Raw genomic sequence first — 25292 nt, forward strand, 5'->3', positions numbered from 1 at the left:
TTCGGGCCGCCTGCAAAAGTTAGCCTGTTTTAATTCTGGCGAAAAATTTCTGAATGCGTTATCAAAAAATCAGCAGAACAAGGCACCCGGTATAAAATCGGGGCCAAGAGGTAGAGCGGTGGTATCATGGGCGCGATTGAATTCGTGATCCGCACCCGTGCGGGTGCGATTGAACGTGGGTCTGTTGGTGGCGGTGACGAGGATTTCCTGATCGACGCCGGAACAGGTAACGACATTTCCTTGAACATTCGGCAGGCGGACCTGCGCGGCTATGACCGCTCGGGCAATGACCTGCTTGTGACGCTGGCGGATGGCCGGGTCATCGTGCTTGAGGGCTATTTCGAGGTCGGCGCAGACGGTGGCAACCGCCTGTTCCTCTCGTCGGACGGCATCCTGAACGAAGTGAGCTTCGTCCAGACCGACAACGGCGCGCTGTTCGCGCAATACGGTCCGACCGAGACTTGGGGCAAGTGGAGCCCGTCGGACCAGTTGATCTTCATCGACGATCCGCAGGTCGTGGCCGATGCGCCTCTGAACGCCTATGATGGCGAAGAGGAAGAAGTGACCATGCTGGGCACCGCCCTGCTGGGCGGCCTTGCCGGAACCGGCGCGGGCGTCGGGGCCGCTGCGCTTGGGGGCGCCGCGCTGATCGGCGCCGGCCTGACTGGCGGCGGTGGCGGGAACGGCGGCGGTGGCGGCGGCGGAGGCACGACTTGGGTTACGCCCACGGTCGACGACCCCGACGCGGTGCATACCATCTCTGGCAACGACACGCCGAGCCTGACCATCACCGGAACGGCCAATCCCGGGTCCACCGTGGTCGTCATCATCGGCGGCGAGACCGTCACCGTGATCTCGGACGGCAATGGCATCTGGGAAGCGACCTTCGACGGTGACGACTTCCCCGATGACGGCCTGTATCCGAACGTCAATGTCGAGGTTACGGACCCCGATGGCACCGTGACTGGACTGGTCGGACCCAGCTTTGAAATCGACACGATCGGGCCGATCATCGATGTCACCCATGGCACGGTCAGCGCAGGCGACCTGTTCAACGCCGTCAGCCATGCGGGGGGCGTGACCCTGTCCGGCACCGGCGAGGCGGGCGCGACCCTGATCATCGAAATCGACGGCCATACCGAAACGCTGGTCATCGACAACAGCGGCAGCTGGAGCGCGACGTTCGACGCGACCGTGCTGCCCGGCGGCGAATATACCAGCGTCGTGACGCTGACGGCCACCGACGCCTTCGGCAACACCACCGTGGTCACCGACTCGGTCGAGATCGACACCATTCCGCACCCGATCACCATCGATCCGGTCACCGCCGACAACATCATTTCCGGCGCCGAGGCCAATGCGGGCTTCCTCATCTCGGGGACCTCGACGGCCGGTGCCATCGTGACCGTTTCGTTCGAAACCTTCAGCCAAGACGTGCTGGTCGCGGCGGATGGCACGTGGGAAGTCACCGTGACCGCGGCGGATTTCCCCGGCGGCGAGTATTCGTCGGACATCACCGTCACGACCACCGACCTTGCGGGCAATGGCTCTTCGGCGGTGTGGACGGTCGATATCGACACGGTGAACACCCTGACGCTGGACAACGGTCCGCTGACCGGCGACGACCTGATCAACGCGACCGAGCTGGCCGGGGGCGTGACGCTGACCGGCATGTCGCAGGCGGGCGCAAGCGTCGCCATCACCATCGAGGGCATCACCCAGACCGTCACCGCAGACGCCACCGGCGCGTGGAGCACGACCTTCACCGGCCTGTCCGGCGGCACCTATCAGACCTCCGCGCAGATCGTGTCGACCGATGCGGTTGGCAATACCGAGACGCTGCCCCACAGCTTTACCATCGACACCGAAAACGCCGTGACCATCGACACGTCGGCGGTGGCGGGCGATGGCGTGGTCAACGCGACCGAGCAGGGCGGCATGGTCACCGTGACCGGCACCGGCGAGGCGGGCGCGACGCTGGTGATCGAAAACGCGCTTGGCAGCACATGGACCACCACGGTGGCCGCCGATGGCAGCTGGAGCCTTCAGGTGCCCGGCAGCGCGCTGGCGATCGACGGGGCCGAGCATTCCTATCTGGGCGGCACCGCGCCGCTTTATGTCACCTCGACCGACGCGGCGGGCAACATCTCGTACAGCCAAGGCACGGTGCAGGTCGACACTCGTACCGAGCTTGTGACCCTGATTCAGGACGCCGATGGCGTCATCAATGCCGCCGAGCGCGATGCGGGTGTGGACGTCATGGGCTTTGGCGAGCCGGGGTCGAGCATCGAGCTGACCGTTTCCGGTCAGGTCCTGACGACGACGGTGGATGCGGGCGGATCTTGGTCCGTGACCATCCCGACGGCGCTGGTGCCGACGGGTCAGACCTCCATGGATATCAGTGTCACCGCCACCGACCCGGTCGGCAACGTGCTGACACAAGATCTGAACATCCCGGTCGATACCGCGACCACGGTGCAGGTCTCGACCGCCAATGTGGAAACCGACGGCGTCGTGAACGCGGTCGAGCGCGCCGATGGCGTGACCCTTGTCGGCTCGACCGAGCCGGGCAACAGCGTGAACGTGACCATGGGCGGCGTGACGCGCCCGGCGACGGTCGCGGCAGATGGCAGCTGGACCGTGACCTACTCGGCTGCGGCGATCCCGCAGGGCGAGACCCAAGTGACCGTGACGGCGGTTGCCACGGATGCGGCCGGCAACACGGCCACGGCCACCGATACGCTGGATGTCGACACGCTGGTGCGCAACTTCGGCATCACCTCGACGCCGGGCGGTGCCGATGGCATCGTCAACGCCGCCGAGGCGCAGGCGGGCATGACCGTCACCGGCACGACCGAGCCGGGCGGCACCGTCGTTCTGACCCTTGCGGGCCAGACCGTTCAGGCGGTGGTGGATTCCAATGGCAACTGGACCGCGACCTTCACCGAGTCCCAGCTGCCCAGCGGCGAGACGACCGCCACGCTGACGGCCCTGTCGACAGACGCAGCGGGCAACACCTCGACCGTGACGCAAACCGTGCGGGTCGATACCGATGCGGGCCTGCTGACGATCAGCCCGAACCCGGTCGAAGGCGACGATGTCGTCAACTTTGCCGAGGCCTCGGATGGCGTGGTGCTGTATGGCACCTCGAACCCGGGCCAGATGGTGACGGTCACGCTGGGTGGCGTCAGCCACGTGGTCCAGACCGATGCCGCTGGCAATTGGACGGCGCCCTTCTCAGCCGGAGAGATCACGCCCGGCACCTACACGGCCCAGATCACCGCCACGATCACCGACAGCGCGGGCAACACGCTGACCCGCACCGACAGTGTCCTTGTGGACACCGAGGTCGTCAATTTCGCCACCTCGGCCAACCCGGTCGAAGGGGACAACGTGATCAATGCGACCGAAGCCGCCGACGGCTTTGTCCTGACTGGCACCACCGAGCCCGGCAGCACCGTTTCCGTGACCTTCGAGGGCACCACGGTGCAGGCGAGCGTCGATGCCAATGGCAACTGGTCGGCCAGCTTCGCCGCGTCGAGCGTTCCGGCGGGTGAATACAGCACCGGCGCGACGATCGACACGATCGACCCGGCGGGCAACACGGCCACGACCTCGGTCACGTTCGGCGTGGATACGCTGGTCAACGACCTGACCGGCAACGCCCCCACGCTGACCGGCGACGGCACGATCAACGCGCTCGAAGCGGCCAACGGCGCGACGCTGACCGGTACGGTCGAGCCCGGCTCGACGGTCGAGGTCACCTTTGGCGGCATGGTCTACGTGGCCACCGTCGAGGCCAATGGCAGCTGGTCGCTGGACATTCCCAGCGACGGCATCCCGCGCGGCACCCTGACCGAGCCGATGCTGATCGAGGCGACCGACGCGGCGGGCAACGTTCGGGTCATCAATGACAGCGTTCAGATCGACACGGACGCGCCGGATTCGCTGAACTGGCTGGGCTATGGCCGTGACGGTTCGGGCGTCGACATGATCCGGACCGAGATGACCGATGACGCGGTCTATCTGGGTCGGCTCACCAATACGGGCGGCGCGGCCGACATCGTCGATGTCGACCTTTCTTCCTCGGTCGATATCGGCGCGATCCAGCAGACCTGGATGTCCTTCGACAGCGCGGTGCCGGATGGCACGCACTTGGTTCTCGCCACGACCGACGATGCCGGCAACACGACGGGGACCTATCTCGTCACCGACGACCCGCACACCAACACCGTGCAGATGTCCGACGGGATCGCGAACGCCCTGACCGAGTTCCAGATCGACACCATCGACCTGCACTTTGCCGAGGATGCCGATCTGACCATCACCGAGGCACAGATCCTTGCCCTGTCGGAAACCACCGACACCGTGATCATCAAGGGCGGCAGCGACGACGAAGTGACAATTGCGACTGCGCAGTTGACCGGTTCCGAGACCATCGATGGCGAAGTCTACAGTGAATACACGATGGGTGGTGCGACCCTTCTGATCGATGACGAAATCACCGTCCACAACTTCACTGTTTAACTGACCAAACGTCCGGAGGGCCGGCTGAACCGGCCCCCGGATCCCGGATAACCATAAACGCGCCGATAACGGGGGCACGACATGAGCAGACGCAGGCGGAGCCTGGGCATGATCGCCGCTTTGGCGTTATTGCCCGGATGTATGGGAAATTTGGCGGACGGTCCGGTCTCGCGCTTCAAGGGCGCGGATGACCAAGTCCGTGGGCCGGGCGCGACCAAGGCGGCCTTGGTCAAGCCCGCCGATGCGTCCGAGATCATCCATGCCCTGCAACTGCGTCCCTCCGTCATCCTGTCCGGCACGCCTTACAGTCAGGTCGCAGACGCGGTGATCGCTGCCGATGCCCGCGTTGCCGAGGCCGATCTGCGCGTGGCGCAACTGCGCGCCGAAGCGGCAAAGAAGAACTGGATGCCCCGGATTGGTCCGCGCGTGTCGTTGAACTCGCTGGGCGATTTCGTCGCGCAACTGGTGATCGAGCAGGTGATCTTTGACAATGGTCGCAAGGTGGCCGAGCGCGATCTGGCCAAGGCCAACGTGGAAATCGCCGCTGTCGCGCTGGTCGAGGATGGCAACAAGCGCGTGTATGACGCGCTGTCGCTGTACCTGAAAGCCGAGGAAAACCGTGATCTTGCGGGCCATCTGGGCCGCGCGCTGAAAGACATGTCGCATTTCGAATGGGTCATGCAGGAGCGCGTCAATGGCGGGGTCTCGGACATGTCCGACCTCAATGTCCTGCGCCAGAAACTGGCCGCGATGCGCGCCCGCAAGGGCGAGGCCGAAGAGGCCACCGCGACCGCGCTGGCCGAGTTGAACGCCATGTCCATCCGCAATCTGGGCGACCTGCGCGGCATCGGGGACCTGCGCGATGCAGGCGCGGCCGAGCCTCTGGGCGTGATCCGCGCCCGCGCCGAACGCGAACGCACCATGGCCGAGGCCCGCATCGCCCGCGCCTCGCACCTTCCGGGCCTGTCCGCCAGCGGCTCGGTCGACCGCGATGGCAACACGCTGGGCGGGTTGGAAATCACCACGGATTCGCTGTTCTCGCTGGGAACGATGGCCGAATTCCAGGCGCTGGAAGTCGTCAAGGAGGCCTCCGACCGCAAGGTGGCCGAGGCCCGTGAGGTCGCCGAACGCCATGTTCAGGCGCAATCCAGCAAGCTGTCTGCCTATCAACGGCAGGCGACCGAGGCAGTCACCCTGACCGCGCAGGCCAAGACCAATCTCGACCTCTTCCGCGCGCAATACGAGGGCGGGCAGCGGCAGGTCATGGATGTGGTCGGCGTCTACGAAACATGGGCGCAGGCTTTGGAAACCGAACTTGAACTGAAATACAAGGCCGCCCGCGCCGAACTGGAACTGGCCCGCCTGAAAGGCGCTCTGGCCGAGGGGGCACGGATTTGAGCACAGTCGTCCAGATGGGCCAGCGTGCCCTGCGTGCCGTCCCCGGCGCGTCCCGCCAAAGCCGTTTTTCGGAACGCGCCACCGCACGGGCCGAGTTGATCCGCGTGCTGGCGGGCCGTCTGGGCGTCGAGGCCAAGGCCACCGACATCCTCGAAGCATTGGCGCTGCACGCGGGCTGCGATGACAGCTACGACGCCGTTGCTCTGCGGATGGGTGTCGAGGCGGCGGGGCTTCTGGGGCTCGAAGACGAGCCGGATACTCTGGTGCCGGGCCTCTGGCCCGCGATTGCGCTGATGACGAACGGTCAGGCGGTGCTGGTGCTGAGGCAGGACGGCTACACCCTGACCATCTATGACAGCACCACATCGTCGCGGACATCCGAAGTCTCGGTTGGCGAGTTCGGCCCGTATTTCTCGGGCCAATTGATCCGCGCCGAAGCGCCCGTGGCGCTGCTGTCGGAAACCCATGCCAAGGTCGAGCGCGAACGCCACTGGTTCTGGGGGCAATTCCACCGTTTCACCAAGGCCTTTGGCGAGGTCGCATTGGGGTCGCTCGTGGCGAACGTGTTGGCCGTGTCGGTCGCACTGTTCAGCTTGCAGGTCTATGACCGGGTGATCCCGCACAAATCCGAAGCCACGCTTTGGGTGCTGGCCGCAGGCGCGGGGCTGGCCCTGCTGATGGAGGCGTTCCTCAAGATCGCCCGCAGCCAGTTGCTGGACGGGGCAGGGCGGCAGATCGAGATGGGCATCCAGAAACTGTTGATGGACAGGCTTCTGGGCATGCGCTCGGACCTGCCGGGCAGTTCCCCGTCAAAGCTGTTTTCCGCCATGCGCGAATTCGGCTCGGTGCGCGAGTTCTTTACCGCGTCGACCGTGGGCGTGCTGGCGGATATCCCGTTCATCTTCGTCTTCCTGCTGATGGTCTGGTCGATTGCCGGATCGGTGGTCTGGGTGCTGATCGCGGGGGGCATCCTGATGGTCGTGCCCGGCTTCTTTATGCAGCGCCGGATGATCCGCCTGACGCAGGAAATGCAGGGGGCATCTGCGAAACAATCCCGCCTACTGCAGGAAACCGTCACCGATCTGGATACGATCAAGACCCAGCGCGCCGAAGACCGCTTCGCCCGTCTGTGGGAAGAATTAACTGCCGTGCAGGCGCTCAAAAGCTCGGAACAGCGTCGCCTTGGGGCGATCCTGACATTCTGGAGCCAGGGCGTTCAGCAAGCCACCTATGTGGCTGCCGTGATCACCGGGACTTACCTCGTCTTCGCCGGAGAATTCACGGTCGGCTCCATTATTGCCGTTGGCATCCTGTCCTCGCGCACCCTTGCGCCCCTGACGCAACTGTCGGGCATTCTGGCCCGCTGGGGCAACGTCAAGGCGGCGCTGGATGGCTTGGACGGGGTTGCGCATATCCCGCAGGACCGGTCCGAGAGCCGCACCTATCTGCGCCGCGACCGGCTCGAGGGCCGCTTTGAGTTGAAAGGCGTGACCTATCGCTACGACCCCGAGGGCGCAGCCGTGCTCGACTTGGCGGGCCTGACCGTGCAGGCCGGGCAGGTGGTGGCCGTTCTGGGCACCAACGGCTCGGGCAAGTCCACGCTGCTCAAGATGCTGACGGGGCTCTATGCGCCGGGCACCGGACAGTTGATGATCGACGGGGTCGAGATGGGCCAGATCGAGCCCAAGGACCTGCGCCGCCACATTGGCTACCTCGGCCAAGAGGTGAAGCTGTTCCAAGGCACGCTGCGCGACAACCTGAACCTCAACCTGCTGGAACGCGACGATGACCGCCTGATGGAGGCGCTGGATTTCGCCGGTCTGGGGGCCTTCATCAAGGCGCACCCCAAGGGGCTGGACCTGCCGATCCACGATGGCGGGCTGGGCCTGTCGGTCGGCCAACGCCAATCCATCGGCTGGGCGCGGCTGTGGCTGCAAGACCCCGACATCTGCCTGCTGGACGAACCCACCGCCGCACTGGATCAGGCCTTGGAAAAGGCGCTGATCACGCGGCTGGAGACATGGCTTGCCGGTCGGACGGCGGTGATCGCCACGCATCGCGTGCCGATCCTGTCGCTGGCCTCGCGCACCTTGATCCTGTCGCAGGGGCGTCTGGCGGTCGACGGCCCGCGCGATCAGGTGCTGGCGCGCCTGCGCGGCACGGTGACCGATCAGCCCGTGCAGCCCGCAAAAGGAGCCGCCTGACATGGCCACCAGCAGCACCAACCTGAACGCGCAACTGGCGCGCACGATGCGCGGCCCATCGCTGACCATATGGCTCTGCGCCATCGCGGTCTGGGTGTTCATCATCTGGGCCAGCTTTGCATGGCTGGACGAGATCGTGCGCGGCGAGGGCGAGATCATCTCCAGCTCGCGCCCGCAGATCATCCAGAACCTCGAAGGCGGCATCCTGACCGAACTCTTGGTCAAGGAAGGCGACGAGGTCCTGCGCGGAGATATCCTTGCTCGCCTGCACGGCACACAATTCCAGTCGTCCGTGGACGATTTGGAGGACCAGATCACCGCCCTCGAGATCCGCCGCCTGCGGCTCGAGGCCGAACTGGCGGGGGCGTCGTTCTTTGACGTCCCCGCACCTTTGGCGGTGCGGTCCCTGGATATCGTATCCTCTGAACGGGCGCTCTTGGCCGCGCGCTATCAGGACTACACGTCGCGCAGCGCAGGTGCACAGCGCATCCTCGATCAGGCGGCGTCAGAGTTGAAATTGATGGAAGACCTTTTAGAGCCCGATTTGAAACTAATTGAGTGAGTTCAGGAGGTTGTGATTCTGTTCGGCTGCGACACTGAACGGAGACCACGATGGCCTGGACCGAACTCACCCGCAGCCAGCATGCCCGTGAGGGCGACAAATACGCAAGCGATTTGACAGATGCCGAATGGGCGCTGCTCGCCCCTTTGATGCCGCCGCCCAAGCAAACTGGCCGGCCGCGCACCACGTGTTTACGCGATGTGTTCGACGCGATCCTTTATGTTGCGACCACAGGGTGCCAGTGGCGAATGCTGCCGAACGACTTTCCACCGGTCTCGACAGTACGAGGGTATTTCTATGCGTGGCGCAATGACGGGCTGCTGGAGGAGATGAACCGCGCACTTGTGGAGGCCGCACGTCTGGCCGAGGGCAGAGCGCCCCTGCCAACGGCAGGTATCATCGACAGCCAGAGCGTAAAAACCACTGAAAGTGGCGGGATTAGCGGCTATGATGCTGGCAAGCGGATCAAAGGGCGCAAGCGCCACATTGCCACCGACACGCTTGGCCTGCTGGTCGGTCTTGTCGTTCACAGTGCCGGCATCCAAGACCGTGATGGCGCGCCGGATGTTCTGAAACGTGTGGCCGCACGGTATCCCACCCTGCGCCACGTGTTCGCCGATGGCGGGTATGCAGGGCCAAAATTGCGAGAAGCGTTAAAGTCTATCGGGCGCTGGACGGTGCAGATCGTCAAGCGCTCAGACACCGCAGAAGGGTTCGAGGTGTTGCCACGCCGATGGGTGGTCGAACGTACCCTCGCTTGGCTGGGACGATGCCGACGTCTATCGAAGGATTGGGAGAAATCCATCGCCAGCGCGGCAGCTTGGGTCACGATCGCACACATCCGCCGCGTCACGCGGCTACTCGCAAGACAATGAATTCGCTCGAAGAGTTTTGAATCAGACTCTTAGACAAGAAGGTCGTCGCGCTGATCGAGGTGACCCGCGCCCGCAAGGCCCATGCGGATGCACGCCGGGCATTCGACGAGATCGTGACGCAAACCGAACTGGGCCGCGCCGAAGAGTATTCGGACACGCTGAAGGAACTGGCGACGCTGCGGCAGAACCTCAAGGCCTCGCAAGACCAGTTGAACCGCACGGTTCTGGCCTCACCCATGCACGGGGTGGTGACGAAGCTGGCGGTGACGACCATCGGCGGCGTGGTGCGACCGGGCGAAGAGATCATGCAGATCATCCCGGTCGACGAGGACCTGTTCGTCGAGGCCCGCATCCGCCCCGAGGACATCGCCAATATCCGCCCCGGACAGGAGGCGACGATCAAGCTGTCGGCCTATGATTACACGATCTACGGGACGCTGAAGGGCCGGGTCGACGTGATCTCTGCCGACACGTTCAAGGACGAACGCCGCCCCGAGCAGGAGCCGCATTACAAGGTGCAGGTCCGGGTCGACATGTCCTCGTTGACCGACCGGCAAGCACGCATGGAAATCCGCCCCGGCATGATGGCCACCGCCGAGTTGCACACCGGCGAGAAAACGGTTCTGCAATACCTGCTGAAGCCCCTCTACAAATCGCGCGAAGCCTTTCACGAGCCGTAGGTTCCCGAAAGGAGCGGCTGCGCCGCGCAGGTTTACTCGGCCTTCGGGCTGCGCCCTCGGCCTCGGGTGGGCGCCCGTGGCACGCGATCCACCTGGAAACACCACGTTTCGGCTTCTTTTGGCCGAAAATACCGCGGGGGTCCGGGGGCAGAGCCCCCGTGGCGCGACGGATCAATCCGCGCTGTCCATCCAGATGGTGACCGGCCCGTCATTCACCAAGTGCACCTGCATATCCGCCCCGAAGCGGCCCGTTGCCACGGGCACGCCCTGCGCCTGCATCTGCCCGGCGAAATATTCATACAAACGCTCGCCCTCATCGGGTTTGGCCGCGTAGGAAAACCCGGGGCGGTTGCCGCGTTTTGTGTCGGCGGACAGGGTGAACTGGCTGACGACCAGCGCCGACCCTTTGATGTCGAGCAGGGACCGGTTCATCTTGCCGTCGTCGTCCTTGAAGATGCGCAGCTTTGCGATCTTGGCGGCAAGTTTGTCGGCTTCGGCTTCGGTGTCGCCCTGCATGGCGCAGATCAGGATCAGGACGCCATGGCCGATCTCGCCTACGGTGGCGCCGGAAATGTCGACCCGCGCCTCGGAGACGCGTTGGATGAGGGCTCTCATAGCTCGCGGGCCCAAGGCGGGTTTGCCCCGGCGCGGCTGACCGTGATGGCGGCGGCGCGCGCGCCAAGGTCGGCAGCGGGCTTCAGGTCGTCGAGCCATGCGCTGGCGAGTGCCGCCCGGGTCAGGAGCCCGTCGCGGGCGAGACCGGCGAGAAAGCCCGCGTTGAACGTATCCCCGGCCCCCACCGTATCGACCACCGTCACCTTTTGCGCGGGCACGCGCGCGGTGCCTTCACGGGTCACGATATCGACGCCCTCGGCGCCCCGGGTGATCAGCACAACCGCGACGCCCTGCTTCAGCAGGCTCTCTGCGGAGGTGTCCAGCCACGCCATGTCCTCGTCCGAGACCTTCACGATGTCGGCGCGGGCCAGCATCCCGTCGAGACGGGCGCGATAGCGCGCTTCGTCGGTGATGAAGCCGGGGCGGATGTTCGGGTCGATCATCACCGGCAGGTCGCCGGCCCGCGCGCAGAGCGCGGCGTAGCTGTCGGCCTGCGGTTCCGAGACCAGCGAGATGCCACCAAAGAACAGGGCGTCCAGCGTGTCAGTTGCGGGCAGGTCGGCCTCGGTCAGCATGCGCCCGGCGGTATTCTCATCGTAGAAAGCATATTGCGCGTGCCCGTCCGTGAGCGTGACGAAAGCCAGCGTGGTCGGGCGGTCCGAGCGCGGGCAAAGGCTGTGATCGACATGCGAGGCGTCCAGCGTGTCCGTCAGGACCTTGCCGAAGAGGTCGTTGGACAGGCCGCCGAAATAGCCCGATTGCGCACCCAGTCGCCCCAACGCGATGGCGGTGTTCATGACGGCGCCACCGGCATAGGGCGAAAAGGCGGGTTCGCCCTGCGTTGTCTCGCGAGGGAGCATGTCGATGAGGGCTTCGCCGCAACAGAGGATCATGTCCGTGTCTCCGGGTGAGTGTTTGCGCTAACTGCGCCTGTCTGCCATGGCTCTGGCGCACGGGCAAGGCAAAGGTAGGATGGGTGATCACCCATCCTACTGATTCATCGCGATCAGGTAGCCTATGCCGCCTGCGACGATCAAACCCAGCAGCACCGCGAAGAAGATCTTCCATTTCGACCAAGGCCGTTCGCCCTGCACCCGTCCGGTCCGCCCGTTCACCACGAAGCGGTAGCTCTTGTCGCGATACTTGTACGCGGCCATCCAGACCGGCAGCAGCACATGTTTGAAGGTCACGTCGCGCACATCCGTATCGACGTGATGGATGCGTTGCCGATCCCCGCCAATGTCGAACTTGATGTCCCGCTCGATCTGGCGGTCCATCTTGGCGCGCGCCTCGTCGAAGCCCTCGTCGAGATCGACCTGATACCCTTCGGCGCGAAACCCGGCGAGGAACTCTGGCCGGTAGGGTTCCATCGCCGTCAGGTCCCACGGTTCCAACGCGTCGGTGTAGCGTTTCGGCAAGGACCGCGAGGCCAGCACCAGAACGTCGTCGAAGAACCGGGTGACTCGGCCCGAAACCGGCGTCCAGCGGATCTTTTGCACGCGCTGGGTGGTCATCTTGCCGTCCCGCATCACGGTGCGGTTCTCGTAATAGACCGTCCCGCGCTCCCCCCGGTAGAGCGAGGTCGTATCCGCGTCATAGGTCCAGTAGGGCACGTAGATGCCGGACATCTTGCGCCCCTTGCGCGCGTAGTCCTGCAACCCGTTCGGAGCGAACCACAGCCGCCCCAGCCAATCGGTCATGGCCTGCCGCGCCGCCGGTTCGTCCAACGCAAAGGGCAGCAGACCACGCGGCTTGATCTGGCGGTGCGTCCCGGTATCCGCCACGACCGGCGTCGCGCAGAACGGACATTCCGTGGCATGGGCATCGGCGTCGAATTCCACCTCTGCCCCGCAATTGGGGCATTTCGAAACGCGCAGGTCCTCCATCTCCTGCAGGGGCAGAAGGTTGCTGATCGCGGCCTTGAAATCCAGCTCCTTGATGCCGCCGCCCCAAGGCCCTGCGCCCTGAATGGCGCGGGTGTTGCCGCAATGATCGCAGATCAGCTTGCTCTCATCCGGGTCAAAGCGGAAATCGGCGCCGCATTGGTCGCAGGGAAAGCGGTGCTCTTCCTCGATCGTGACAGGCTCTGGTGCGGCTGGCGGCGGGGGCGGCGGTGTATCGGTCATGAAAAGGACTGTCCGGGGCAAGCGGTGAACATTCAAGCCCATACTGGCCTGAACGCCGCTTGGGGAAAAGGCGGGAATACCGGGCTGGGCCGGAAGAATTGTCGGGACTTTGCCGGGGCAGGTTCAGCAGCCATTAACCGCCGGGGCGCATCGTCTCGGCCGTGTCCGCAATGACGATAACGGGGGTGACAGTGACCCATGACGATCTGATCCGCACGGTGACAGAGGCGGTGCGCGCCCATGACGGGTGGCCGCGACGCCTGCGACGTGCCGTGGCGCAAGGCGGGCTGGCGGTGCCGGCCGATGCGATTGCCTGTGGCGCGCATTGTGGTTTCGGCCAATGGCTTGACGATTTGCAAGCCGATCCCGACATCGCCCACGCACCGGAATTTCGCCGTCTGGTCACGGCGCATACGGTGCTGCATGTCGAGGCCGGGCGCATCGCCGCCATGGTCGAGGCAGGGGACTGCCAGCAGGCGCACGCGGCCTTGTGCGGCCCGAGCCTTGAGCAGGCGACGCGGGCCTTGTCCGAGGCAGGTGCCGAGTGGAGCGCGGTCACAATGTAGAAAGGCTCCGCCATGCGGAGCCTTTCGATCCCTCACCCGGCGGGGGGCGGCGGCGGAGGCGGCGGCATCACCGTGAACAGTTGCGCCAGTTCGGCGACTTGACCTGCGGGTTTCCACCCGTCCTGACCGGCGGTCCAGACCAGCGTTTCGCGGGTCAGCTCGCCATCGGTGGCCATGCGACCCATCCGGGCCTTCGAAAACGGTCCTTTCGTGGCGCCGTTCTCGGCGATGTGCCAGACATGCTCGACCGGTGGCGGCGGTGGGGCCATCGGCGCGGCGGCGGCGGGGGCCGCCTGCTGAGGCTGCGCGCCCCACGGCCCCATGCCCATCTGCCCGGCCATGCCCGCGCCCATGGCGGCGCCCATGCCCATGCCCATCGCGCTGTCCATGGCACCACCCGTGCCCATGGCCTCGGCCGCCTTCCACTTCATGTGGTCGTCGAGATTGCCCGCGATCCCGCGCGAGGTGCGCGCATCCAGCGCCTTTTCCACCGCAGGCGGCAGGCTGATATTCTCGATATACAATTCCGGCAGCGCCAGACCGTAGGCATGGATCACCGGGTCGATCGCCTTGGCGATCAGTGCGCCGACCTCACTGGTATTGGCCGCCATGTCGAGCACCGGAATGCCGCTCTTGGCGATAGCCCTTGAGAATTCCTGCACGATGATGTTGCGGATCTGGAAGCTGATCTCATCCATCGTGAATTCGCCATCCGTCCCGACGATCTCGGTCAGGAACAGCGCGGGGTTGTCGACCTTGATCGTATAGGTGCCAAAGGCCCGGATGCGGGTCGGCCCGAATTCCGGGTCGCGCAGCATGATCGGGTTCTTTGTCCCCCATTTCAGGTTGGTGAAACGGTTGGTGTTGACGAAATAGATCTCGGACTTGAACGGGCTTTGGAACGCGTGGTCCCAATGCTGAAGCGAGGTCATGATCGGCATGTTGTTCGTTTCGAGCATATAGAGCCCGGGGGTGAACACATCCGCCAATTGCCCTTCATGGACAAAGACCGCCGCCTGCCCCTCGCGCACCGTCAGCTTGGCGCCGTACTTGATCTCGTGGCCCTCGCGCTCGAAGCGATAGACCATCGTGTCGCGTGTGTCGTCCGTCCAATGGATGACGTCGATGAACTGACCACGCAGGAAATCGAAAATGGGCATCAGTCTAACCTCGTCTTTCGTCTTGGGGAGGCCCCGGTCATTCAAATGGGTCCCGGGTCGCCCGCCAACTCCGTCGCGCGTTCGCGCACGATCGGAAGCGCCTGTTCGGCGGTCATGCCGGGGGTCAATCGGGGGTCGTAGAGGATCTTCAGCAGCATCTCGTCATGCCGCGTCAGCAGCGCGAATTCGTCGTCGTCGTTGAAGATCGACGGTCGCGCGCGCGGGTCGTCATTGGTCAGGCCAAAGCCTTGGGCGATTTCCTCGTGGATGCAGGACCGGCGCAACAATTCGGGATGCTCGGAGCGGATCACCGCGATGGCGGTGCCGTAATCATAGCCCCCCACGGTGTCGGAAAACGCCACCACGACGCAATGGATCGCGCGCGGCAGGTTGTCGAAGATGCGCAGCGCCGTCGGATTCACATCCGGCACAAGCGCTTGAATACGCGGGGCGATCAGGTCCTTGTCATCCTCTGACATGAACAGCACGTGGAAATTTGCCCCGGTCGATGCCATCGAGACCGGATGCCCGCTGATCCGCCCCAGTCGCGCGGCGTAGGCCGCGACCTGACGGCGATCCCAGTCGCGTTGGTCGACCGGGACGCGGGGGCCAAATTCCACGTTCATGCGAACAGGCTTCGTCCATTTCTTGATGGCAGAGGCCGCGCCCGAAGACGGTTTCAAGCCGTTGCCGCGTTCGTACTCGTCCTCGAGCGCGATCTTCTGGAAGTTGCGGATCAGCATTGTGTCGGTAAAGGCCGTGTCCGGCCCTCCGCCATCGGTGCGCAGCAGTCCGCGTGACAGCAAATTGCGCTGCACGCGGCTGTAATAGTCGGACAGGTCGAGGCTGGCCTGCGACGGAGGCACGCCCGCGGGCGCGGGCATGGCCGCCTGCACCACGCTTTGAGGGCGTTCCGCCGGTTTGGTAGAGGTCTTGCGCGGGGCAAGCTCCGAGCCCGTGCAGCCCGCAAGCAGCACGGCGGACAGGGCGAGAAAGCCCGTGATCTTGCCCCGCGTCAGCATGATCAGGACGGCACCGCCGTGCCTGCATTGTCGCCCGTGCCATCCTTGCGCGCCTTGGCGGCGGCGAGGGTGTCGCGCAGGTCCTTTTCCATCTTCTTCAACTCTTCCTCGGCCTTGGCGCGGCGGGCCTTGCCCTCGTCCGCGATCTGGAGCGATTCCTGAATGGTGCCGATCAGGTCGGCATTGGCCTGCTTGACCGCCTCGATGTCAAAGACGCCGCGCTCCATCTCCTGACGGATCATCGCGTTCGATTCCCGCAGGTTGGCGGCGTTCGAGGTCAGAAGCTCGTTGGTCAGGTCGTTGGCGTCGCGCACGGCGGCGGCCGCCTGTTTGCTGCGCTGGATGGTGACCGCCTGCGCCAGTTGGGTTTCCCACAGCGGCACGGTGTTCACGAGGGTCGAGTTGATCTTGGTCACGAGGCTCTTGTCGTTTTCCTGCACCAGACGGATCGAGGGCAGCGACTGCATCGTCACCTGACGGGTCAGCTTCAGGTCATGCACGCGGCGTTCCAGATCGTCACGGGCGGCGCGCATGTCGCGCAGTTCCTGCGCCTTCATCACCTGATCGCCCTCGGGCGCGGCCTGAACCTCGGCCTCTTTGGCGGGGATGTCCTTGCTGTCCAGTTCGGCCAGCTTTTCCTCGCCAGCGGCGATATACAGCGCCAGCTCGTCGTAGAATTGCAGGGTCTTTTCATACAGCAGGTCGAGCGACTTGATGTCCTTCAGCAACGTGTGCTCGTGCTTGAGAAGGTTGTCGGTGATCTTGTCGATCTGGCCCTGCACTTCTTCGTAGCGCGCGGTGAACTTGGCAAAGGGCGCGGCGCGGCCCAGCAGCTTTTCCCACCAGCTGCGGTCGCGGCGGACGTCCAGTTCGGACACGGAGAACCCGCGGATGGTCGTCACGATCCCGCGCAGGGAGTCACCCGCCGGGCCCACATCCTTGTTGCGCACATCCGCCAGCATTGCCTGAGAGATTTCCTGCAATTCGGCCTGCGCAGCCGAGCCGAAGGCGATGATCGAATTCGTATCCCCCATGTCGATCTCGTCCATGCGGGTGCGGATTTCCTCGGACACTTCGGGGTCGGCTTCCTTCAGCGGGACGATGGCGTTGGCCTCCTTCGGCTCGGGAAGGATGATCGAATTGACCTCTTCGACCATGGTGACGGCCTGTTCGGCCTCTTGGCGGGTTTTTTCAGACATGTGTGTGGGTCCCCTGTTCAAAATTCCGCGCCCTTACAGGCGCACACCTTCACGCTGCAACCTGTCCCGCAGCACCTCGATCTCGACGGCGAGATCGGCATTGCTGTCGCTCAGCAGCCTGTCGGTCTTCTTGTCAAAACTTTCTTCCAGATCGGTCAGCAGCATCATGAAATCGGATTTCGCGGCGCGGTCGGGCTTGCGGTCGTAAATGTCGGCGAATTTCACCGCCGCATCGCGCGCACCCATCAGGTACACACCGAGGTATTTGCGCGCGGCGGTCAGGTCGCGAGGGTCCTCTTCGACAGTCCGGATCATTTCGCGGACCTTGCTGACAAAGCGGTCCACCCGCGCCTCGACCTGCCGGTCGCCCGCGCGCCGGATCGCATCCTGCATGCCGGTCAGGAAATCCTCGGCCTCGTCCACCACCTTGGCCACCCGGTCCTGCTGGAAAGTGTCCACGCCTTCCATTCCCTTGTCGGTCATCGGGTCAAGCCCGAAGGCGCCCAATGACAGGACGGTTGCGGCGAGGCCGTAGATCACGGGCGCGACAAGGCCCGGTTCGTTCGACCATGCGGCAATCGCGGACCCGATGCCCAGCATCACCGAGGCGAACAGCTTACGGGGGATGGCGGGGCGGCGGGCGACCTTGCGCGCGGCGTAGGCGGCGTGCGCCTTGAGGCCGTCGCGCATCAGCCAAGCCCCCAGCAACATCGCACCAGCCCCGGTCAAACCAGCGGCCAATTCCAGCGCCCCGCCAAAGGACGTGGCGGCAAGCACGATCGGTGGAATGAACAATACGTTCGAGCGGGCCCCGACAGGGCTGACCTTCGCCCCCTTGTAAGCGGGTGCGTCCGCGCGAATTTCCTCGCGCGCGTCGGTTTTTGGCCCGGTGCCGTCTGGGCTGTAGGCGCCGCCGTACTTCTTTGCCATGTCAGAGACCCCCAAGCCAACCGCTCGAGACGCCAAAGAGCAGGACGATCAAGAGAACGTAGCTCACCTTTTGCAAGGCGTTGGTCGACATGGTACCCCCCGTGTGCTCACCCAACACGGGAAACTTAGGCGCAAAAGGCATCGGGTGCTAGGGGGAAGTCCTGACTTGGTGCGTCACGTCTGTGCCATCATGCTCACGCCGCCGATTCGCGGGGCATCCGGGTCAGCAGGTTGTCCGCCTCGCGTTCAAAGGCATCGCGGCCGACCTGAAAGCCCTTCTTGCGGGCGTGTTTGCGGAACGATCCGGTCATGACCTGCAACTTTGCCATGTAGCGGCGCCGGGCATAGTCGAATTCCGGACCCTCGGCAGATGCCAACAGGCGCAGGACTTCGGCGGACAGCATCGTGGCAAAGGTCTGGACCGGCTTGCGGATCGTCGCAAAGCTTTCGGGCTGCTGCGTCGCATCGTTCAACATGCGCAGGATCATCTCGCGCGCCACCTCGGTGCGGCGGATCACCTCGGGGTCTTCCAGCGCCGCGACCTGATCGGCGGCAATGGCCAGCTTGTGCTCGATCTCGTCCAGAAGCGCGTCCTGCTCCATCCGGGCGATGACGTCGGGATTGTCGAGTCCCTTGTCCTTCAGCGGATCGATGCCGAAGGCGGCGATGGCCAGCCCCGTCGCACCGAGACCCATCGCGAAGGGCAGCAACAGGTTGTCGAAGGTGTGACCGGCCAAGAGCACCACGAGCACCCCGATCAGGCCAGAGCCGATCAACTTGAGCGGCAGGCGCGGGCGCGCGGCGATCTCGGCGGCGTCGTAGGCGTCATGCGCCTTCTGCCCGCGCGAGATCAAGCGCAGCGCCAGCGAGAACAGCCAGATTTGCATCACTGCCGTTGCCACGCCGCTGAAGGAGCCGCTGAACACCCACAGCAGAAGCGGGAAGGCGGCAAGAAACATCACGTTCAGGGCAGAGTCGAAATTGGCGGCGTCGGAGGCCGATTTCGTGTTCGCTGGCGCCTGCATGACATGCTCCATCAAAGGTAACTCAGCGCAAAGATCATCAGCCACAGTCCAAGGAATGCCAGGCGCTGCACCAGCACACCGTTCTCGCGCGCCCGCTGGGCGCTGAGTGCGACCGTTTCAAACGTGTCTATGACCACGGTGCGCAGGTTTCCGAGCACCAAGAAGGCGGACAGGGCGAGGGTCAATATGGCAAGTAGAGTCGTCATGCCGTCGAAGTTGCACCCGAATCCGGGCAAAACCGGGGCAGATCACGGGAAAAAGAAAGGTAAGTGAACAGGGGGTTAAGTCACCGCCCGCTGCCCTCGTCGCGCCTGCGCCGCACCACCGGTCCGCGCTTCTTCGCGCCGCCGGGGCCTTTGGGTTTCGCGCCGGCTGGCCCCTTTGCTTTCGGCTTGGCGCCCGGCACGGTTTCGAGGCCCAGCTGGTCACGAACCACCTTGCGGCGGAGTTCCTCGACCTCGCCGGCCTTCAACTGGCCCAACTGGAAGGGTCCGTAGGAGATGCGGATCAGGCGGTTCACCTCCAGCCCGATCTCGGCCATGGCGCGGCGGATTTCGCGGTTCTTGCCCTCGCGCAGGCCGACGGTCAGCCAAGCATTGGCGCCGGTCTGCCGGTCGAGACTGACGATCATCGGCTGGAATTTCTCGCCATCGGCCACGATCCCCTTGCGCAGCGGATCAAGCGCCTTGTCATCGGGCGTGCCCTTGACCCGCACGCGGTAGCGCCGCAGCCAGCCGGTGGAGGGCAGTTCCAGCCGCCGCTTGACCGCGCCGTCATTGGTCAGAAGCAGCAACCCTTCGGAGTTCAGGTCGAGCCGTCCGATGGTCATGACCCGCGGCAGATCGTCCGGGAGGACGTCGTAGATCGTCTTGCGGCCCTTTTCGTCACTGGTCGTCGTGACCAGCCCGGTGGGCTTGTGAAACAGCCAGATGCGCGCCTCTTCGGGCGTGTCCAGCGGCTTGCCATCGACGCTGACCCGGTCCTGCCCGGTCACGTTCAGGGCAGGGCTGTCGATCACCTTGCCGTTGACGCTGACGCGCCCTTCGGCAATCAGCTTTTCGGCTTCGCGGCGGCTGGCGCGGCCTGCGCGGGCGATGACCTTGGCGATGCGGTCGCCTTCGGGGGTTTTGGCTGTGTCACTCATGTCCTGCCTCTAGCGCATTCCATGCGCGCCGGGAAGCCTTCCCCGCAGGGGCGCGGCACGCTAAGGAGAGCCATGTTCACGTCCCACATGGATATCGCCCTGACCGAGGCCCGCGCCGCCGCCGCGCGCGGCGAAGTGCCCGTGGGCGCGGTGATCACCGGCCCCGACGGCGTGGTGATCGCGCAGGCCGGCAACCGCACGCGCGAGCTGAACGACCCCACCGCCCATGCCGAGATTCTGGCCATCCGCGCCGCCTGCGCCGTATTGGGGCAAGAACGGCTCGAAGGCTGCGACCTGCATGTGACCCTGGAACCTTGCCCGATGTGCGCCGGGGCGATCTCGTTTGCGCGCATTCGGCGGCTGTATTATGGCGCGTCCGATCCGAAATCCGGCGGCGTGGCGCAGGGCGCGCGGGTGTTTTCGCATCCGCAATGCCATCACGTGCCAGAAATCTACGACGGCCTGTCCGAAGCGCAGGCCGCCCGCCTGCTGAAAGACTTCTTCGAGGCCCGCCGATGAGACCCGCCAAGCCGACCCCGCCGCGCAAGCGCAAGCCCCAGACCGGCCCGCGCCGGATCATCCTGTTCAACAAGCCCTTCGGCGTGCTGACCCAGTTCACCGACAAGGGCAATGCCGACAGCCCGCGCGCGACCCTGTCCGACTATATCGACATCCCCGGCGTCTATCCCGCCGGGCGGCTGGACCGCGACAGCGAGGGGCTGTTGATCCTGACCAATGACGGCAAGGTGCAGGCGGCGATTTCCAACCCGCGGTTTCGCGAACCCAAGACCTACCTCGTGCAGGTCGAGGGCACCCCTTCGCAGGACCAGCTACAGGCGCTGCAAGACGGCGTCACGTTGAACGACGGGCCGACGCGGCCCGCCGACTGCAAGCTGATCGACGACCCGCTGCTGTGGGACCGTGACCCGCCGGTGCGGTTCCGCAAGTCCGTGCCCGATGCGTGGCTGTCCCTGACCATCACCGAAGGCCGCAACCGGCAGGTGCGCCGCATGACCGCGCATGTCGGCCTGCCCTGCCTGCGGCTTGTCCGCTGGTCGATCGGGGAGCGCACCGTCGCGGGGTTGAAGCCCGGCGAATGGCGCGACGCCTGATCAGGCCGCCCGCTTGCGCCGCCTGCCTTCGCAGGCATCCTTGAGGTCGGTCAGCCCCTGCAGCAAAGCCGCCTCGATCTGTCGGGCGGCATGGCCCGGCATCAGGCGCGCATAGGCCCCGCGAAAGGATTCCTCGGTGAGAACCCGGGTCCCGGCCCCGAGATCGGCAAACCGGGTGACATGTCTTGCAGAGATGAACAGCGTCTCGCCGGTCCAGCCGATGACCCGTTCCGGCTCGACCGCTTGCAGGCAGGACCTGATCGTCAGCCCGCCCGCGCGCCATTCAAAGCGCGCGCCCGGATCGAGCGGGATGTTCGCGCCGATCCATTCGACGCCGCTGTTCCAGTCCGGCCAGTCCGCAAGGTCGGTGTATTTCGTCCAGACCGCGTGCAAGGGTGCCGCGATCACGATCTCTGCCCGGCCCGTGGCCGGTGCGGTTCTGTCAATGTCGAAGGTCATGTCATGCCCCAAAAGGATGGGGCCGGGGGATGGGGGCGCGAACGGCAACCGTTCGGAGGCGACCAGGCGCACCGGCCTGCCGCTGAATAAGGGAGCGCCCGAGCCCTTGCGCAAGAGGCGCCCGCACGCCCTGCGCAGATATTTCCGTCTCTCCCGCTCAGTCGCCTTGTTGCAGGTAGCCGATATCGACACCGCGTTCGGTGAAGTATTCGGGCGGTTCGCGGAACATCTCGCATTGCCGGTTGCGGGGGCGCCAGTTCAGGCCGAGGCACCAGTTGCGCCCCCGGCAGATCTGGACGCAATCTTCGTAGGACGAGGCGCCCGCCGTCTCGTCGGCGCGGCCCGGAAAGCTCTTGTCGTTGCGCTTCTGCATGGCGGGCAGGTCGCGGGTTTCGATCAGCCGATCCGCGCGCGAGGCCGTGACGAAACTGGTGGCCTTGGCAAAGATCCGCACCCGGGCCGGGCCGTCCAGCGCCTTGAGGAAGCAACGCTTGTTCCAGCGGTCATAGGTGGCCGCCTGACAGTCCGACCGGCCCTTGCACAGATCGCGGCAGGCATTGGCATGGCTGACCCGTTCGGTCGCAAGGTCGCGCCCGGAGACGTCACGCCCGATCAGTTCGGTGAACCCGCCCACGGGCGCCGCGGCTGCGGGCTGTGCCACCGGGCGGGCGCCCCCGTTGCCGAAATATTTGCGATACAGCGCGTTCTTGGGCAGGTCTGCCAGTTTCGCATCGAAAGGGAACAGCCCAAGGTCATTCAAATAGACCGAGGGGCTGCCATTGTTCGACCGCCAGACCTCTTTCAGGGCGGCGCCGGTTGCCGTTTGGTATTCAGACGCGAAAAACACCTCGATCGTGCCATCCGGGTCAAAGCTGCCACCTTGCCGCGCGTCTTCTCCGAACGACACGAAACACTGGTTGAAGTAGCGATAATCGCCAGACGGGTAGAGCCCGGCATGCCCGATCAACTGCCCGTTGTCGATGAAGAAACCGATGCTGAAGCCCGTCTCTTCGACATCGAAGCGGTCGGCTTCAAAGGCCAATGCGGCCATCAGTTCCGCGGCGCTGCGGTTGGGCTTGCGCCCCTGATTGGTCAGCGAGATTTCAAACCTGCCGCTGACAAGCAGCGCGTTGCGGCAGATCGTGTCCAGCAGGGTTTCTGTGACTGTGGCGCGCCGCTCGACCCCGAGGATGTCCAGTTCGCTCATCAGCGCGTCGCCGACCGTGTCGATGTAATACATGTCGTCGGGCGGCGTTTCGAGGAAGCGTTGATAGAGATAGCTGTTCAACGGCAACTCATTATTGCCGTCGGGGGATTGATGCAGCTGGTAAACCCGAGAGGTCGCCGCCAGCGCCGCCTTGAAGGCGGTTTCGACCGTGTTCGTATCGACGCGCAGCCCGTCGGGCAGGTCCAGACCGGGCGAGTGTAGGCCCAGCTTGCCTCCCGCCCAGAGCGCGCGACCGTGGAAGAAGGCCGGGATACCGTTGCCGGTGACGTAACCCGCCTTGAGAAAGGCCATTGCACAGGCGCTTTCGCAGGTCTCACCGGGCAGGATGCGGGCTTCCCACTGTTTGTCGGTGCCCAGTTCGAGGCCGGCGGGCAGGCTGCCCCCCGGACTGTTCAGGCATATCGGAACTGACCCCGTGGGAATGGGACCATCGCCGACGCTGTCACCGGATTCGATCAGCCCGTCGAAACGCGCAACGCAGGGACCGTCCTTGCGCTCGTCATAGCCGTCCATTGGATCGAGCAGCCAGGTCAGTTCCCCGGCGGAGGGTGCGGTGGCTTGAGCAAGGGCGAGGCAGGCGGCAAGGATCGTGCGTATCATGCCGCCAGAATGGACCGGTCAAGGCGCGTAGGTCAAACCCACTTTGCCAGCGGCGGCAGGCTCATGAGCACCGCGTTGGCGTCATGCCCGGTCGCAAGGCCGAACTTCGTCCCACGGTCGTAGACGAGATTGTATTCCGCATAGAGCCCGCGATGGATCAGCTGGGTGTCCTTGTCGGCATCGGTGCAGGGCTGCACGCGGCGCTTTTCCACCAAGGGCACGAAAGCCGGGAGGAAGGCGCGGCCAATATCCTGCGTCAGGGCGAAATCCGCCTCCCAGTCGCCGGAGTTCTGGTCATCCATGAAGATGCCGCCGACACCGCGCGCGCGATTGCGATGCGGGATGTAGAAATACTCGTCGGCCCAGTCCTTCAGGCGCGGGTAATGCGCCGTGCCATGCGGGTCGAGATGCGCTTTTTGCGTGGCGTGGAAATGGCCGGTGTCCTCGGCATACTCGATGCAGGGGTTCAGGTCGGACCCGCCGCCGAACCACCACGCGCCGGGCGTCCAGAACATGCGGGTGTTCATGTGGACGGCGGGGCAATGCGGGTTTTGCATATGCGCGACGAGGCTGATGCCCGACGCCCAGAAGCTTGGGTCTTCCTTGATGCCGGGCACGCCACGCGCCGCCATCGCCTTTTGCGCGGCCTCGCCGAGGGTGCCGTAGACGGTCGAGACGTTGACGCCGACTTTCTCGAACACGCGCCCGCCGCGCATCACGCTCATCAAGCCGCCACCGGCATCAGAGCCATCATCCGAGGCGCGCTTTGTCTCTGTCACCTCGAAGCGGCCCGGGGCCATCTCGCTGAACGGGCCGGTGTCGTGGCTGTCCTCCAACGCTTCGAACGCGGCGACGATTTGATCGCGCAATTCACGGAACCATGCGCTGGCGCGGGCCTTTTCGGTGTCCATCATGCTGTCTCTCCCTCTGACACCGCTGTAGCGCGGGGCGCGCGCGGTATCAATCTATAGCCTCCGCGCCCCGGGCAAAGACCCGGGGCCTCCGGGCCGATTGCGGTGGAGGTCCCGGGTCAAGCCCGGGACGGGGTCGCTCAATGCGCTGGTGCGGCGACCGTATCCAGCAGGGTGCGCCCGCCATCCAGTGTCAGGATCTGCCCGGTCATGAAGCTGGCGGCGTCGGAGGACAGGTATTGCACCGCCTCGACGATCTCGCCCGGACCAGCGATGCGCCCCAGCGGAGTGTGATCCTCGATATCCGAGCGGTAGTCGCGATGTTCCTTCAGCGTGTCCTGAAGCGAGGCCGACATCACGGAGCCGAACGCCACGGCGTTCACCCGGATGCGCTGCGGCGCCAGCGCCACGGCCATCGACCGTGTCATCTGGTCCAGCGCCGCGCAGCTTACGGAATAGCCCAGCAGTTCGGGATGGGTGCGGCGCGCGGCGATGGAGGACAGGTTGACGATGGCGCCCAGATTGCCCTCGGCCTGATCCTTGCCCTGCTTGATCATCCGCTTGGCGACCAGCTGGCTGAGCCGATAGGCGGTCATCAGGTTCTGAGACAGCAGCGCCTCGATCGAGTCATCCTCGATATCGAGGGGGTCCGAGGCCGCCATCTGGCGCGAAGCGTTGACCAGAATGTCCACCCGGTCGAAATGGTCCAGCGTGGCCGACAGCAGGTTCGCCATGGTCAGCCGTTCGCGCAGGTCACCCGCGAAATAGCGCATATGGGCGTCGTCATCCTGCTCGCCGCATTCCTTGGCCAGTTGCGGTTCGTCCATGTCGGCCAACATCACGTTGGCCCCCTTGTTCGCGAAATGCCGGGCGATGGCGCGGCCGACACCGTTGGCGGCGCCGGTGACGATGGCGGTCTTGCCCTCGATGGAAAAGCTCATGGTGCCTC

Annotated in this window: 22 protein-coding genes and 1 pseudogene; 9 read left to right on the forward strand and 14 right to left on the reverse strand. The window is 64.9% G+C overall.

Annotated features, from left to right (window positions below; all coding sequences use genetic code 11):
* Nucleotides 1–126: 126 nt before the first annotated feature.
* From D8Z78_RS12465 to D8Z78_RS12490, 6 genes and pseudogenes are all read left to right on the forward strand, one after another.
* Nucleotides 127–4527: an Ig-like domain-containing protein gene (locus D8Z78_RS12465; protein WP_121631270.1), complete on the forward strand. Its 4401-nt coding sequence runs from the start codon at nucleotides 127–129 to the stop codon at nucleotides 4525–4527.
* A 141-nt stretch (nucleotides 4528–4668) separates the two neighbouring features.
* Entirely contained in the window at nucleotides 4669–5925 is a 1257-nt protein-coding gene (locus D8Z78_RS12470) for a TolC family protein (protein ID WP_240672110.1), read from the forward strand.
* Between the two features lie 14 nt (nucleotides 5926–5939).
* Nucleotides 5940–8129 carry an ATP-binding cassette domain-containing protein gene (locus D8Z78_RS12475; protein WP_121631272.1) on the forward strand — a complete coding sequence of 730 codons (2190 nt, stop codon included), beginning with the start codon at nucleotides 5940–5942 and terminating at the stop codon, nucleotides 8127–8129.
* Nucleotide 8130: 1 nt separating this feature from the next.
* On the forward strand, nucleotides 8131–8691 hold the full coding sequence (locus D8Z78_RS12480) for a biotin/lipoyl-binding protein (protein ID WP_121631273.1): 561 nt from the start codon (nucleotides 8131–8133) through the stop codon (nucleotides 8689–8691).
* A gap of 50 nt (nucleotides 8692–8741) precedes the next feature.
* Nucleotides 8742–9566 (forward strand): IS5 family transposase, encoded by an 825-nt coding sequence (locus D8Z78_RS12485; protein ID WP_121631274.1) that lies wholly within the window; start codon nucleotides 8742–8744, stop codon nucleotides 9564–9566.
* A gap of 26 nt (nucleotides 9567–9592) precedes the next feature.
* Nucleotides 9593–10246, forward strand: a pseudogene (locus D8Z78_RS12490) (HlyD family type I secretion periplasmic adaptor subunit); the annotation flags it as partial.
* 171 nt (nucleotides 10247–10417) lie between these two features.
* Here D8Z78_RS12490 and dtd read toward each other — a convergent pair.
* The 3 genes from dtd to D8Z78_RS12505 all read right to left on the reverse strand — a co-directional run bounded on the left by dtd (nucleotide 10418) and on the right by D8Z78_RS12505 (nucleotide 12987).
* Nucleotides 10418–10861, reverse strand: a complete 444-nt coding sequence (gene dtd / locus D8Z78_RS12495) for a D-aminoacyl-tRNA deacylase (RefSeq protein WP_121632846.1) — start codon at nucleotides 10859–10861, stop codon at nucleotides 10418–10420.
* The gene (locus tag D8Z78_RS12500; protein ID WP_121632848.1) at nucleotides 10858–11754 is read right to left on the reverse strand and encodes a carbohydrate kinase family protein; all 897 of its coding nucleotides are present in this window, start codon (nucleotides 11752–11754) and stop codon (nucleotides 10858–10860) included. The genes dtd and D8Z78_RS12500 overlap by 4 nt, the downstream gene beginning before the upstream one ends.
* 96 nt (nucleotides 11755–11850) lie before the next feature.
* The gene (locus D8Z78_RS12505) at nucleotides 11851–12987 is read right to left on the reverse strand and encodes a TFIIB-type zinc finger domain-containing protein (RefSeq protein ID WP_164932953.1); all 1137 of its coding nucleotides are present in this window, start codon (nucleotides 12985–12987) and stop codon (nucleotides 11851–11853) included.
* 191 nt (nucleotides 12988–13178) lie between these two features.
* Between D8Z78_RS12505 and D8Z78_RS12510 the strand changes: the two genes are divergently transcribed.
* Nucleotides 13179–13553: a CZB domain-containing protein gene (locus tag D8Z78_RS12510; protein ID WP_164932954.1), complete on the forward strand. Its 375-nt coding sequence runs from the start codon at nucleotides 13179–13181 to the stop codon at nucleotides 13551–13553.
* 32 nt (nucleotides 13554–13585) lie between these two features.
* Here D8Z78_RS12510 and D8Z78_RS12515 read toward each other — a convergent pair whose 3' ends face one another.
* The 7 genes from D8Z78_RS12515 to D8Z78_RS12545 form a co-directional block, all read right to left on the reverse strand.
* Entirely contained in the window at nucleotides 13586–14713 is a 1128-nt protein-coding gene (locus D8Z78_RS12515; RefSeq protein ID WP_121632851.1) for an SPFH domain-containing protein, read from the reverse strand.
* 41 nt (nucleotides 14714–14754) lie between these two features.
* Complete coding sequence (locus D8Z78_RS12520) at nucleotides 14755–15735, reverse strand: DUF2927 domain-containing protein (protein WP_121632853.1); 981 nt, start codon at nucleotides 15733–15735, stop codon at nucleotides 14755–14757.
* Nucleotides 15736–15737: 2 nt separating this feature from the next.
* On the reverse strand, nucleotides 15738–16934 hold the full coding sequence (locus tag D8Z78_RS12525) for a toxic anion resistance protein (RefSeq protein ID WP_121632854.1): 1197 nt from the start codon (nucleotides 16932–16934) through the stop codon (nucleotides 15738–15740).
* Nucleotides 16935–16967: 33 nt separating this feature from the next.
* Entirely contained in the window at nucleotides 16968–17864 is an 897-nt protein-coding gene (locus D8Z78_RS12530; protein ID WP_121632856.1) for a 5-bromo-4-chloroindolyl phosphate hydrolysis family protein, read from the reverse strand.
* Nucleotides 17865–18058: 194 nt separating this feature from the next.
* Complete coding sequence (locus D8Z78_RS12535) at nucleotides 18059–18889, reverse strand: hypothetical protein (protein ID WP_128910782.1); 831 nt, start codon at nucleotides 18887–18889, stop codon at nucleotides 18059–18061.
* Nucleotides 18890–18900: 11 nt separating this feature from the next.
* Nucleotides 18901–19095, reverse strand: coding sequence for a hypothetical protein (locus D8Z78_RS12540; RefSeq protein ID WP_121632859.1), 195 nt, complete (start codon nucleotides 19093–19095; stop codon nucleotides 18901–18903).
* A gap of 80 nt (nucleotides 19096–19175) precedes the next feature.
* On the reverse strand, nucleotides 19176–20033 hold the full coding sequence (locus D8Z78_RS12545) for a pseudouridine synthase (protein ID WP_121632861.1): 858 nt from the start codon (nucleotides 20031–20033) through the stop codon (nucleotides 19176–19178).
* A 72-nt stretch (nucleotides 20034–20105) separates the two neighbouring features.
* On the opposite strand from D8Z78_RS12545, the gene D8Z78_RS12550 reads away from it, so the two are divergent.
* Both D8Z78_RS12550 and D8Z78_RS12555 read left to right on the forward strand, forming a co-directional pair.
* On the forward strand, nucleotides 20106–20552 hold the full coding sequence (locus D8Z78_RS12550) for a nucleoside deaminase (protein WP_121632863.1): 447 nt from the start codon (nucleotides 20106–20108) through the stop codon (nucleotides 20550–20552).
* Nucleotides 20549–21145 carry a pseudouridine synthase gene (locus tag D8Z78_RS12555; protein WP_121632864.1) on the forward strand — a complete coding sequence of 199 codons (597 nt, stop codon included), beginning with the start codon at nucleotides 20549–20551 and terminating at the stop codon, nucleotides 21143–21145. Before D8Z78_RS12550 ends, D8Z78_RS12555 begins: the two co-directional genes overlap by 4 nt.
* Here D8Z78_RS12555 and D8Z78_RS12560 read toward each other — a convergent pair whose 3' ends face one another.
* The 4 genes from D8Z78_RS12560 to D8Z78_RS12575 all read right to left on the reverse strand — a co-directional run bounded on the left by D8Z78_RS12560 (nucleotide 21146) and on the right by D8Z78_RS12575 (nucleotide 25284).
* Complete coding sequence (locus tag D8Z78_RS12560; RefSeq protein WP_121632866.1) at nucleotides 21146–21604, reverse strand: SRPBCC family protein; 459 nt, start codon at nucleotides 21602–21604, stop codon at nucleotides 21146–21148.
* Between the two features lie 157 nt (nucleotides 21605–21761).
* Nucleotides 21762–23432, reverse strand: a complete 1671-nt coding sequence (locus D8Z78_RS12565) for a PAN domain-containing protein (protein ID WP_121632868.1) — start codon at nucleotides 23430–23432, stop codon at nucleotides 21762–21764.
* Nucleotides 23433–23464: 32 nt separating this feature from the next.
* Nucleotides 23465–24346 (reverse strand): oxygen-dependent coproporphyrinogen oxidase, encoded by an 882-nt coding sequence (gene hemF / locus D8Z78_RS12570; protein WP_121632869.1) that lies wholly within the window; start codon nucleotides 24344–24346, stop codon nucleotides 23465–23467.
* A 137-nt stretch (nucleotides 24347–24483) separates the two neighbouring features.
* Nucleotides 24484–25284: an SDR family NAD(P)-dependent oxidoreductase gene (locus D8Z78_RS12575; protein WP_121632871.1), complete on the reverse strand. Its 801-nt coding sequence runs from the start codon at nucleotides 25282–25284 to the stop codon at nucleotides 24484–24486.
* Nucleotides 25285–25292: the final 8 nt, after the last annotated feature.

Source organism: Tropicibacter alexandrii, from assembly GCF_003667315.2.
In the GTDB taxonomy this organism is placed as follows: domain Bacteria; phylum Pseudomonadota; class Alphaproteobacteria; order Rhodobacterales; family Rhodobacteraceae; genus Tropicibacter; species Tropicibacter alexandrii.